The 12,102-nt window shown below is 75.6% G+C and carries 9 protein-coding genes; 3 read left to right on the forward strand and 6 right to left on the reverse strand.

Annotated features, from left to right (window positions below):
* Nucleotides 1–29 precede the first annotated feature (29 nt).
* From GA0070614_RS16495 to GA0070614_RS16505, 3 genes are read left to right on the forward strand one after another with little or no spacing between them, the layout of a single operon-like run.
* Nucleotides 30–641 (forward strand): 5-oxoprolinase subunit B family protein, encoded by a 612-nt coding sequence (locus tag GA0070614_RS16495; protein WP_088976799.1) that lies wholly within the window; start codon nucleotides 30–32, stop codon nucleotides 639–641.
* Nucleotides 638–1,486 carry a 5-oxoprolinase subunit C family protein gene (locus GA0070614_RS16500; RefSeq protein WP_088976800.1) on the forward strand — a complete coding sequence of 283 codons (849 nt, stop codon included), beginning with the start codon at nucleotides 638–640 and terminating at the stop codon, nucleotides 1,484–1,486. Before GA0070614_RS16495 ends, GA0070614_RS16500 begins: the two co-directional genes overlap by 4 nt.
* The gene (locus tag GA0070614_RS16505; protein ID WP_088976801.1) at nucleotides 1,470–2,219 is read left to right on the forward strand and encodes a LamB/YcsF family protein; all 750 of its coding nucleotides are present in this window, start codon (nucleotides 1,470–1,472) and stop codon (nucleotides 2,217–2,219) included. The genes GA0070614_RS16500 and GA0070614_RS16505 overlap by 17 nt, the downstream gene beginning before the upstream one ends.
* Nucleotides 2,220–2,325: 106 nt before the next feature.
* Here the strand turns inward: GA0070614_RS16505 and GA0070614_RS16510 are convergent, their stop codons facing one another.
* The 6 genes from GA0070614_RS16510 to pdhA all read right to left on the reverse strand — a co-directional run bounded on the left by GA0070614_RS16510 (nucleotide 2,326) and on the right by pdhA (nucleotide 11,690).
* A complete protein-coding gene (locus GA0070614_RS16510; protein ID WP_088976802.1) occupies nucleotides 2,326–4,158 on the reverse strand; it encodes an NHL domain-containing thioredoxin family protein in 1,833 nt (610 codons plus the stop codon).
* 121 nt (nucleotides 4,159–4,279) lie between these two features.
* Nucleotides 4,280–7,327, reverse strand: a complete 3,048-nt coding sequence (locus GA0070614_RS16515) for an LppU/SCO3897 family protein (RefSeq protein WP_088976803.1) — start codon at nucleotides 7,325–7,327, stop codon at nucleotides 4,280–4,282.
* A 347-nt stretch (nucleotides 7,328–7,674) separates the two neighbouring features.
* A complete protein-coding gene (locus GA0070614_RS30600) occupies nucleotides 7,675–7,812 on the reverse strand; it encodes a hypothetical protein (protein ID WP_172892449.1) in 138 nt (45 codons plus the stop codon).
* Between the two features lie 223 nt (nucleotides 7,813–8,035).
* Nucleotides 8,036–9,517: a dihydrolipoamide acetyltransferase family protein gene (locus tag GA0070614_RS16520; protein ID WP_088976804.1), complete on the reverse strand. Its 1,482-nt coding sequence runs from the start codon at nucleotides 9,515–9,517 to the stop codon at nucleotides 8,036–8,038.
* 5 nt (nucleotides 9,518–9,522) lie between these two features.
* Entirely contained in the window at nucleotides 9,523–10,512 is a 990-nt protein-coding gene (locus tag GA0070614_RS16525; protein WP_088976805.1) for an alpha-ketoacid dehydrogenase subunit beta, read from the reverse strand.
* The gene (gene pdhA / locus GA0070614_RS16530) at nucleotides 10,512–11,690 is read right to left on the reverse strand and encodes a pyruvate dehydrogenase (acetyl-transferring) E1 component subunit alpha (RefSeq protein ID WP_088976806.1); all 1,179 of its coding nucleotides are present in this window, start codon (nucleotides 11,688–11,690) and stop codon (nucleotides 10,512–10,514) included. Before pdhA ends, GA0070614_RS16525 begins: the two co-directional genes overlap by 1 nt.
* Nucleotides 11,691–12,102: the final 412 nt, after the last annotated feature.

Below are 12,102 nucleotides of genomic sequence, written 5' to 3' on the forward strand. Positions count from 1 at the left end.
CCGTCGCATCGATCGGAGAGTATGGCGGCATGCGGATCCGACCCGTCGGCCGGCACGCCCTGCTGCTGGACTGCGACGACCCCGGCCAGGTGGAGGCGTGGCGGGCCGAACTGTGGCGTCGCCGGGACGACGGCGAGCTGACCGCCGCCGAGATCGTCCCGGCCGCCGCCACCGTGCTGCTCGACGGGGTGCCCGACCCCGTCGCCACCGCCGCCCGGATCGCCGGCTGGACCCCCCGCCCGACCACCACCACGGCCGCCGTCCGCCACGTCGAGGTCCCCGTGGTGTACGACGGCGAGGACCTGCCCGCCGTCGCCCGGCACTGGGAGGTGGACGTGCCCGAGGTCGTCCGGCGGCTCACCGACACCCCGTTCCGGGTGGCGTTCTGCGGCTTCGCCCCCGGGTTCGCGTACCTGACCGGGCTGCCGGAGCGCTGGGCGGTGCCCCGGCTGCCCAGCCCCCGCCCCCGGGTGCCCGCCGGGTCGGTGGCGCTCGCCGGGCCGTACGCCGGGATCTACCCCACCACCTCACCCGGCGGCTGGCTGCTCGTCGGCCGTACCGGGGCGACCCTCTTCGACGTCCACGCCGACCCGCCCGCCACGCTCACCCCCGGCACCCGCGTCCGGCTGGCCCCGGCGTGATCGAGGTGCTCCGGGCCGGACCGGCCACCACCGTCCAGGACCTCGGCCGCCCCGGGTACGCGCACCTCGGCGTACCCCGGTCGGGAGCGCTCGACCCGGCGGCCCTGGCGCTGGCCAACCGCCTGGTCGGCAACCCGCCCTCCGCCGCCGGCCTGGAGATCACCCTCACCGGCTGCACGCTGCGCCCCACCCGGGCCGTCACCGTCGCCCTCACCGGGGCCGACGCGGAGGTCCGGATGGACCGCCGCCCCGGCGACGTCGGCCGCCCGCTGTCGGTGCCCGCCGGCGCCGTGCTGCGGATCGGCCCGCCCCGCGCCGGGCTGCGCACCTGGCTCGCCGTCGACGGCGGGATCGCGGTCGAGCCGGTCCTCGGCAGCCGCGCCACCGACACCCTCTCCGGCCTCGGCCCACCCCCGGTACGCGACGGCGACCGGCTGCCGCTCGGCCCCTCGCCGGGCCGGCCGCCCCCGGTGGACTGGACCGTCGTCCCACCGGTGCCGCCGCGGCTGCGGCTGACCCTGCGCCCCGGACCACGCGACGACTGGTTCACCGCCGACGCCCTCGACCGGCTCCTGCGCACCGCGTACACGGTCAGCCCGGTGGGCGACCGGGTCGGCGCGCGACTGCTCGGCGCGCCGCTGCCCCGCGCGGTGGCCGGGGAACTGCCCAGCGAGGGGGTCGTGCTCGGGGCGGTGCAGGTGCCGGCCGACGGCCAACCGCTGATCTTCCTGGCCGACCACCCCACCACCGGCGGGTACCCGGTCATCGGAGTGGTGGACGACGTGACCGGGCTCGCCCAGGCCCGCCCAGGGACTACGGTGACGTTCCATGGACCTCAACGCTGACCTCGGCGAGGGATTCGGGATCTGGCGGCTCGGCGACGACGCGGCGCTGCTGGACCTGGTCACCTCCGCCAACGTCGCCTGCGGCTTCCACGGCGGCGACCCGTCGACCATGCGCCGGGTCTGCGCCGCCGCCGCCGAACGCGGCGTGGCCGTCGGCGCCCAGGTCGGGTACCGCGACCTCGCCGGCTTCGGCCGCCGCCACATCGAGTACGCCTTCACCGACCTGCGCGACGAGGTCACCTACCAGCTCGGCGCGCTCGACGCCTTCTGCCGGCTGTTCCACACCCGGGTGCGCTACCTGAAGCCGCACGGCGCGCTCTACCACGCCGCTGCCGTCGACGAGTCCCAGGCCGCCGCCCTGGTCGCCGCCGTCAACGGGTACGACCACGAGCTGCCGATCCTCTGCGCGCCCGGCTCGGTGCTCGCCCAGCTCGCCGCCGGCGCGGGCCTCCGGGTGGTCGCCGAGGGCTTCGCCGACCGGGGTTACCTGCCCAACGGCTCGCTGGTGCCCCGTACCGCGCTCGGCGCGCTGATCACCGACCCGGACGAGGTGGCCAGTCGAGCCGTCCGGATGGCCACCGAGCACACCGTGGTCGCGGTCGACGGCACCGAGATCCCCTGCCACGTCGCCTCGATCTGCCTGCACGGCGACACCCCCGGCGCGGTCGCCGCGGCGGCACTCGTCCGCGCCGCGCTGATCGACGCCGGCGTCACCCCGCAGCCGTTCGTCTGACCGGCCGCCCGTACGCCGCCCGGCGACTGCCGGGGACGTCGGCCCCGCCCGGCGACCGGCGGCCGCCACGTCGCACCGGCGCGGTGACCGGCCGCCCGCGGGGCGGTCAGGCGTCCAGGCCGCGCAGCACCAGCGGCACCCGGGCCGCGCCGTCGTCGGTCACCCGCACCGGCACGCCCCAGTCCTGCCGGGTCAGGTGGCAGGCGGCGTGCTCGACGTCCGCGTCGCAGGTGGCCGCCTGGGCGGTCACCTGGAGCACACCCCGCTCCACCGCACCGTTGATCACCAGCCGGCGGGACAGGTACGTCGTCGTCCCGGCCCCCTCCAGCAGCAGTTCCGGCGGCGACGCCGAGACCTCCAGGCGGGTGGACGGGCCGTACGTGTCGTCGAGCTTCTGCCCCGGCGCGGGCGTGAACACCACGTCGAGGGTGACCTCACCGGCCACCACGTCGGTCGGCTTGCGCTCCAGCTTGTGCCGGGGCCCGTCCACGGTGACCGCACCGGCGGCCGAGAGCGCCCCCGGGGCCAGCCGGGTCAGCCGGTGCGCGGCGGACTCCACCACCAGCACGTCGCCCCCGGCGGTGAGCACCAGGTCGCTCGGCTCGGCGAGACCGTCGGCCACCGTGGAGACCTGCCCGGTATCCGGGTCGAAGCGGCGCACCGCGCCGTTGTACGTGTCGGCGATCAGCACCGAGCCGTCCGGCAGCGCGCACACGCCCAGCGGGTGCTGCAACAGCGCCCGCTCGGCCGGGCCGTCCACGTGGCCGAAGTCGAAGAGCCCCTGCCCGACGGCGGTGCCCAGCACGCCGTCCTGCACGTACCGGACGGCGCTGGTCTCGCTGTCGGCCACCCAGAGCCGGGCCCCGTCGGCCGAGACCGACAGCCCGGACGGCTGGGCCATCCACGCCTCGGCCAGCGGGCCGTCACGCAGCGCCTCGACGGTGGTGCCCGCGTACATGCCGGCGGTCCGCCTGATCGGGTCGAACCACCAGAGCTGGTGGATCCCCGCCATTGCGATCACCACCCGGCCGTCGTACCAGGCCAGGTCCCAGGGGGACGAGAGGTCGACGGAGAGCGCGTCGTGGGCGTGGTCGTCGGCCGTGGAGCGCCACTGCCGGCCGGTGCCGGCCACGGTCACCACCTCGCCGGTCGCCAGCTTCACCCCGCGCAGCAGGTGGTTGACGGTGTCGGCGACCACCAGGTCGTACCCGGCCACCTCGGCGGCGTGCGCGGGGAGCAGGCAGAGCCCCTGCGGCTCGGAGAACGTGGCCGTCCCGGCCGTCCCGTCCGCGCGGCCCCGGACGCCCGAGCCGATCCGGCGGACCGGCGTCTCGCCGTCGGGGGCCAGCTCCACCAGGGAGTGCCGGGCCGAGTCGGAGACCAGCAGGTTGCCGCTGTCGAGCACCACGGCCTTGCCGGGGAAGCGCAGCGCCGTCTCCGGCTCCGCCGGGGGGACGTACGGCCCGTCGCCCCGGCGCAGGGTGCCCTTCGCCTCGTGGGTGGCGATCAGGTCGTCGATCAGCCGGGACAGCCCTTCCGCGTGCCCCTCGCCGGCCATGGTGGCCACCACGTAGCCCTCCGGGTCGACCACGGCGAGCGTCGGCCACGCCTTGGCCGCGTACTGCTGCCACATGTCCAGCTCGGGGTCGTCCAGCACGGGGTGGTGCACCCCGTACCGCTCGACGGCGGCGGCCAGCGCGTCCGGGTCCTTCTCGTGCGCGAACTTGGGCGAGTGCACGCCGATCACGACGAGCACGTCGGCGTACTTCTCCTCCAGCGGGCGCAGCTCGTCGAGCACGTGCAGGCAGTTGATGCAGCAGAAGGTCCAGAAATCCAGCAGGACGATCCGGCCGCGCAGGTCGTCCGGCCCCAGTTCCCGGCCGCCGGTGTTCAACCAGCCCCGGCCACGCAGCTGCGGGGCCCGTACTCGTGCGCTCATGACCCCAGTCTGCCGGACGGCACACCGCCCACCAGGGCCGACCCGGAGCGGGGTCGATCACACCGGAACGGACGACGGCGGGGCCACGGACCACCGTGACCCCGCCGTCGGCGATTCTGCGCTACTGGGCGGCCTTCTTGAGGCAGAGCACCCGGTCCGCCCCACTGCCCGGCAGCACCACGTGCGGCTGGGTCGGGTCGCCGCACTTGTCCTTGGCGTCGACCCGCTTGACCACGGTGAAGGCGCCCTGCTCGCCGCAGTCCGCCTCGACCGGCGCGCTGCCGGACTGCTTCACGCAGGAGCCGACCGCCGGGTTGAACGGCTTGGGCGCGTCGTCGTCCCCGCCGATCTTGCCGAGCAGGCTGAGCAGGCCGAGCGGAACGGCGAGGATCAGCACCGCCGCGATCAGCACCATGGCCAGCACCCGGCCGTTGCGGACCTTCGGCGTCGGCTGCTCCGCCTTCGGTTCCGCGTCCGGCTTGAACGCGTCGAAGCGGCCCTGCTCCGGCTCCGGGTCGTGCGGCCAGGCCGCCGGACCGGACTGCCCGGCCGACGGGAAGGGCTGCTGCCCCGCCGGCGGGAACGGCCCGTCGGCGGACGGGAACGGCTGCCCCGCCGACGGGAACGGCGACGGCAGGCCGCCGTGGGCCGGGTCGTGGGCCGGGTGGCCGTACCCGGGCACGCCACCGGCGGGCGGTCCGTCGGTCGCCGGGGCGCCGAACGGCTCCGCCGGGCGATCGGCCGACCCGTGCGGGCGGGTGCCGTTCATCGGCCGGTTGTGACTGGTCGGGTCCGCGAACGCCGGGATGCCGCCCGGGTACGCCTGCGGCGCGGCCGGCGAGGTGGGCGGCGCCGACGACGGAGCGTCGCCGAAGCCGTGCGGGCCGCCCGGCCGGTCGGGCTCGCCGAAGCCGTGCGAGCTGCCCGGCCGGTCGGGCTCGCCGAAGCCGTGCGGGCCGCTCGGCCGGTCGGGCTCGCCGAAGCCGTGCGGGCCGCTCGGCCGGTCGGGCTCGTCGAAGCGCGTGCGGTCCTGGTCGTCCAGGCGCGACGGGTCGTCGAAGCGCGGGTGCGGGTCGTGCCCGGGCTGGTGGGCGCCGTGTTCCTCGACCTGCTCCTCGGACTGCTCCGGGCGGGCCGGCCGGCCGTACACCCGGGGCTGCGGGGCGGGGGTGCCACCCGGGTGGATCGCCTGGTCGGCCGGGGGCATCACCCGGCTGGCCAGCGGCACGGACGCGCTCGCCGACGCGCGACCGACGGCACCGCCCTCCGCGCCCTCGGCCACCGGTACGGCGGCCCGGCCGGCTCCGTCCGCCTCCGGCGAGGTGCGCGGACCGGGCACCACCGGCCCGGCCGGCGACTGCGGCTCGTCCGCCGGGCCCCAGCCGGAGGGCGCGCCCTCCCGGCCGCTCGACTCGAAGGCGGGCTGCTCGGCGGCGCCGCCGAACGGGGCCGACGGGGCGTAGTCGGCCGGCGGCGCGGCGGCCAGGCTCGCGCCGGGGACCCGCTGCTCCTGCGGGGGCAGCGGCACCATGTTGGCCGGGGAGATGCCCGGCGCCGGGGCCGGCTGGTAGATCGGGGCGTCGTCGGCGCGCTGGGGCTCCCAGGCGTCTCCGCGCTGCTGCTGCTGCGCGGACTCCGCCTCGTTCCGGCCCCAGGCCTCGCCCGGCGCCCACGGCTCGGCGTCCGGCACGACCGGCCGGTCGGCGACCCAGGCGGGCGGGCCGTCCGGCTTCGGGACCGAGGCGGTCGCCCGGGCGGGCTGCTCCGGGGGCGTCCAGCCGCCCGGTTCGGGGCGGTCCTCCTGCTGCGGGGCGGCGGCCCGCCACGAGCCGCTGTGCGCCGGCTCGTCCTGGGTGGACCGGCCGTCCGGCCGCTGGTCGTCCTGGCCGGGAGCGGCGCCGCTCCAACCGTCGGCGGGCTGCTGGCTCTCGCGGGCGTCCCACCGGGCCGTCGCCGGGTCGTCCGCGCCGGTCGCCCAGGGCTGCGGTGCCCGCTCGTCCTGCTGGGGCGCGGCGTTCCAGCCGTTGCCGGCCTGCTCCTGCGGGGCCGGTGCGGCCCACCCGCCGGAGCGGGCCGGCTCGCCCTCGGGGGACCATCCGTTGGCGTCCGGCGCGTCGGCCTGCGGCACCTGGGCCGCGCCCCGGGCACCCGACTCGGGCTGCGCCCAGGCGGGGGCGGACTGCTCGGGCTGCGGGGGTACGGGCACCGAGGCGCGACCGGCGCTGCGGGGGGCGTCGTCCGGAGTGGACGGCGTGTTCCAGCCACCCGACCGGGCGGGATCGTCCTGCTGGGCCGACCCGGGGCCGGGGTTCCAGGCGGGCTCGGGCCGGGACGCGGCGGCCCAGCCACCGGCCTGGCCGGCCTGCTCCTGACCGATCACGCCGTTGTTCCAGCCGTTGGCGTCGGCGGAGCCGTCCTGCTCCTGGCCGTGCCAGCCGCCCGAGCGGGCGGAGTCGTCCTGGGTGGAGGGTGCGTTCCAGCCGCCGGAGCGGGCCGGGTCGTCCTGGTGCGACGGTGCGTCCCACCCGCCGGCGCGGCCGGCGTCGTCCTGCTGCTGCGCGGCGGGCCAGCCGGCGGCGTCCTGCTCCTGGGGGGCGGGGGTGGGGCTCCAGCCGCCGGCGCCGTGCGGATCGGCCGGTGCCGGCCAGGCGTCGTGCGGCTGCCCGGCCGGCTGGGGCACGCGGGCGGCGCCCCGTGCGCCCGGCTCGGGCTGCGCCCACGCGGGGGCGGCCTGCTCGGCCGGCGCCCACGCGGGCTGCGCGGGCTCGCCCTGGCCGGGCGCGGTGGCCCAGGCGGCGGGCGGCTGGTCGGCCGGGGTGGCCCAGGCGGGCTGGGGTGCGCCGTTCGCCTGCTGGTCGGGCTGACCGGGCTGGCTGGCCCAGGAGGGCTGCGGCGCGGCGGCGGGCGGCGTCCAGCCACCCGGCTGCGCGGGCTCGCCCTGCGGCGGGTGGGGTGCGCCCCAGGCGGGGGGCTGGTCGGCCGGGGCGGCCCAGGCCGGCGGCTGCTCGGCGCGGCCGGTCGGCGGGGGCGGGGCCCAGCCCAGGTCGGGGGTGGCGGGGCTGCCGTATCCCTGCTGCGTCTGTCGGTCGCCGTACGGCGCCGGTCCACCGGCGCCCGGCGGCACCTCGTCCGGCTCCTGGCCGGGGCGGTGCTGGCCCTCGGACGTCATGGGTGCGCCTCCTCCATCACATGTCGGCCGCCGATGCCGTCCGATTCCGGTCGGCTGGCTCGCCGGTGTCGCCGGCGGTCGGCCGTGCGGGCTCCCCGCACGGTATCCGGTAGCCGCGCGGAGCGTCCGGGGAGCACTGGCCGTCACCCACCGTCGCCGGACGATGGCGGCCGGCTCTCGTCCGGCTCGATCTCGTCGCGGGTCGTCGGGTGGCGACCGTGCCCCACCGTACCGGGCGTCCGGTCGAGGTGGAATCCCGGTCTCGGCGGCCCGGAACGCCGACGACCCGCCCGGTGCCCCGGGCGGGTCGTCGATCTGGAGGAGGTGAGGAAAGTCGGTGCCGGGCGTCAGCTCATGTGACGCTGGGCGATCGCCAGGATCTCGTCGCGAACCGCGGGCGAGTTGGCGGAACGAAGCGCGTGCTCGATCGCGCGGGCGCGGCGGTTGGCGTCGCGGCGGGTGCGGATGCGCTCGATCATGCTCATGGTGACTCTCTCCTCCGGCTATTCGGTTGTCAGCCCCTGATGACTCCATTGAAGCGCAAGACGGCGGCAAATTCCATCGATTGTTAGGTGAGCTGAACCACGGACCTAAGGATCGTAGGTCAACGTACGAGTTAACCGAAGGTTTCTTCTGCCGATACGGTGACGGCCGGTGTGCCGGGCGATCACCCTGAGCACACCGGCCGTCAGCCGGACGACGGAACCGTCAGGTCCAGGCGAGCAGCGCCGCCTCCGGGTCGGACAGGAAGTCCCCGATGTCGCGCAGGAACTTCGAACCCAGCTCACCGTCGATGATCCGGTGGTCGAAGGAGAGACCGAGCGTGGTCACCTGGCGCGGCTTCACCTTGCCCTTGTGGACCCACGGCATCTCCCGGACCGCGCCGAAGGCGAGGATCGCCGACTCGCCCGGGGGCAGGATCGGCGTACCGGTGTCCACCCCGAACACGCCGACGTTGGTGATCGTCAGCGTGCCGCCCGACATGTCGGCCGGCGAGGTCTTCCCCGTCTTGGCCGTCTGCACCAGGTCGGTCATCGCGTCCGCCAGCTCGCGCAGCGAGAGCCGGCCGGCGTCCTTGATGTTCGGCACGATCAGACCGCGCTCGGTGGCCGCCGCGATGCCGAGGTTGACGTAGTCCTTCACCACGATCTCGTCGCCGGCCCAGGTCGAGTTGACCATCGGGTGGCGCTTGACCGCGAGCAGCACCGCCTTGGCGACCAGCAGCAGCGGCGAGACCCGTACGTCACGCCACTCCCGCCGGCCGCGCAGCCGGTCCAGGGCCTTCATCGCCCGGGTCACGTCGACGGTCAGGAACTCCGTCACGTGCGGGGCGGTGAACGCCGAGCGGGACATGTTCTCGGCGGTGAGCTTGCGTACCCCCTTGACCGGGATGCGCTGCTCGCGGTCCGCGCCGAAGCTCGCGGCGGCCGTGGCCGGCGCGGTGACCGTCGACGGCTCGGCCGCCGCCGGGGCCGCCGCCGCCCGCTGTACGTCCTCCCGGGTGATCGAGCCCAACGGGCCCGACCCGGTCAGCGTGCCCAGGTCGACGCCGAGGTCCTTGGCGAGCTTGCGCACCGGCGGCTTGGCCAGCACCGGCCCACCGACGCGGCCGTTGCCGTTCGACGGGGCGAGCACCGGCGCGACCGGAGCCGGCGGGGCCGGCGGGGCCGGCGGCGCGGCCGGGGCCCGGACCACCGGGGCGGCCGGGGCCGACGCCTGGGCCGGGACGCCGCCCTTGCGCGGACGCCGCTTGGCCGCCGTGGTGCGCGGGCCGTAACCGACAAGCACGGCGGTACGCCCACCCGGGGCGGGACCGCCGATCAGGCCGGGCTCGACCGCGCCCTCGGCCGGGGCCACCTCGACCGCGGCCAGCGAGGCCGCCGACGGGGCCGGCAGGGCGGCGGCCGGCGCACCGGTCGTCGACTCCTCGATCGGGCCGGCGCCCGGGTCGGTGTCGATCGAGATGATCGGCGTGCCGACCTCGACCGTGCTCCCCTCCGGGTGGAAGATCGCCCGGACCTGGCCGGCCCACTTCGCCGGGATCTCGACGGCCGCCTTGGCCGTCTCCACCTCGACGATCGGCTGGTTCAGCTCGATGACGTCACCGACCTTGACCAGCCAGGCGAGGATCTCGCCCTCGGTCAGGCCCTCGCCCAGGTCGGGGAGGTTGAACTCCTTGATCCGCGACATGCCGCTCACCAGCCGAAGGTGCGGTCGACAGCGTCGAGCACCCGGTCGAGGTCGGGCAGGTACTCCTCCTCCACCCGGGAGGCCGGGTAGGGGGTGTCGAAGCCGGTGACGCGCAGCACCGGGGACTCCAGGGAGTAGAAGCACTCCTCGGTGATCCGGGCGGCGATCTCCGAGCCCAGGCCCAGGTTGCCCGGGGCCTCGTGGACGACCACGCAGCGGCCGGTGCGCTTCACCGACTCGTACGCGGCGGTCAGGTCCAGCGGGGAGAGCGTGCGCAGGTCGATGACCTCCAGCTCCCGGCCGTCCTCGGCGGCGGCGGTCGCCGCGTCCAGGCAGGTGCGCACCATCGGCCCGTACGCCAGCACGGTGGCGTCGGTGCCGGCGCGGGCCACCCGGGCCGAGTGCAGCGGGTACGCCGCGTCGAGCGGGGCGTCCAGCTCGACCGGGCCCTTCTCCCAGTAGCGCCGCTTCGGCTCCAGGAAGACGATCGGGTCGTCCGAGGCGATGGCCTGCTGGATCATCGAGTACGCGTCCTGCGGGCTGGCGCAGGACACCACCTTCAGGCCGGCGGTGTGGGCGAAGTACGCCTCCGGCGACTCCGAGTGGTGCTCGACCGCGCCGATGCCGCCGCCGAAGGGGATCCGGATGACCATCGGGATCTTGACCTTGCCCTGCGAGCGGTAGTGCATCTTCGCCACCTGCGACACGATCTGGTCGTACGCGGGGTAGACGAAGCCGTCGAACTGGATCTCGCAGACCGGGCGGTAGCCACGGATGGCGAGGCCGACCGCGGTGCCGATGATGCCGGACTCGGCCAGCGGGGTGTCGATCACCCGCTGGTCGCCGAAGTCCTTCTGGAGCCCGTCGGTGATCCGGAAGACGCCGCCGAGCTTGCCGACGTCCTCGCCCATGATGACGACCTTCGGGTCGTTCTCCAGGGCCTTGCGCAGACCGGTGTTGAGGGCCTTGCCGAGGGTGAGCGTCTCCGTGGCCATCAGTGCGCGCTCCCCTCGAACGACTCCATGTACTTCGTGAACTGCGCCCGCTGCTCGTCGAGCTCCGGGGACCCGTGCGGGTAGACGTGGTCGAACATCGACACCGGCTCCGGGTTGGGCATCTCGAGCACCCGCTCGCGCAGGTGCACCGACTCGGCGCGGGCCTGCTCGTCGACGGCGGCGAAGAAGTCCGCGTCGGCGATCTGCTGCTTCTCCAGGAACGCCTTCATCCGGGCGATCGGGTCCTTGGCCTGCCAGGCCTCGACCTCGCTGGCGATCCGGTAGCGGGTCGGGTCGTCGGAGGTGGTGTGCGCCCCCATCCGGTAGGTGTACGCCTCGATCAGGCTGGGGCCCTGGCCGAGCCGGGCGTTGTCCAGCGCGTGCCGGGTCACCGCGTACGACGCGAGCACGTCGTTGCCGTCCACCCGGACGCCGGGGAAGCCGAAGCCGCCGGCGCGCTGGTACAGCGGGACCCGGGTCTGCCGCTCCAGCGGCTCGGAGATGGCGTACTGGTTGTTCTGGCAGAAGAACACCAGCGGGGCGTTGAAGACGCTGGCCCAGACGAACGCCTCGTTGACGTCGCCCTGGCTGGTGGCGCCGTCGCCGAAGTAGGCGATCACCGCCTCGCCGTCCTCGGTGCCGGTCTTGCCGTCCATGCTGACGCCCATGGCGTACCCGGTCGCGTGCAGGGTCTGCGCCCCGATCACGATCGTGTACATGTTGAACTTGAACTCGTTCGGGTCCCAGCCGCCCTGGTCGACGCCGCGGAACAGGCCGAGCGGCATGATCGGGTCGATGCCCCGGCAGTAGAGGACGCCGTGCTCCCGGTAGGTCGGGAAGGCCATGTCCTGGGTGCGCAGCGCCCGCCCGGAACCGACCTGTGCGGCCTCCTGGCCGAGCAGGCTGGCCCAGAGGCCCAGCTCGCCCTGCCGCTGGAGCGCGGTGGCCTCGGCGTCGAGCTTGCGGACCAGGACGAGGTCGCGGTACAGCCCGCGGTACTCCTCGTCGGTGAAGTCGACGCGGTACTCGGTCCCGTCCGGACCGGTCGCGCTCTCGATCCGCTCACCGTCCGCGGTGAGCAGTTGTACGAGTTCCGGCCCGTCGGCCGCAGCGGCTCGCTTGGAGCGGGGTGCGGCCCGCCGGCCGCGGGTGGTGACCCCGGGGTCGCCCTTTGCCATCCGTCTCTCCCTGTCGTGTCTGCGTCGGCGCCGGGGGGTGACCCGTCCGCGCAAATCGTGCGCCGGCCCGGCCGGTGCCGGGCTGGTTCCTGGCGGCCGCGCCTAGCCCCGGTGAGGGTTGCCGCGCGGCGGTGAGCCGGATTCGGGGAGGAACCCGGTTCGGGAGCGCCGGCGCCGGGCCGCGCCTGCCGCGGGGTGCGCGGAGGTCGCGGCTGCGTTGCCGTCGTGCCTGAATGATTGCAGAGGAGGTGAGCGGGCCCACAGTACGGCCCTCCATACGGGCCCTGTTCCGTCCGCTTCGCGACGCATAGACGCGTTTGTCGCTTGGAAGATTCACGCCGACGGACATTTTGTGTGTCGACACGCTGTGGTGCCTGGTGAACTGAGGGTCACTGGTCCAAGCTGACTGGTG

The sequence above is a fragment of the Micromonospora coxensis genome, from assembly GCF_900090295.1.
GTDB lineage: Bacteria > Actinomycetota > Actinomycetes > Mycobacteriales > Micromonosporaceae > Micromonospora > Micromonospora coxensis.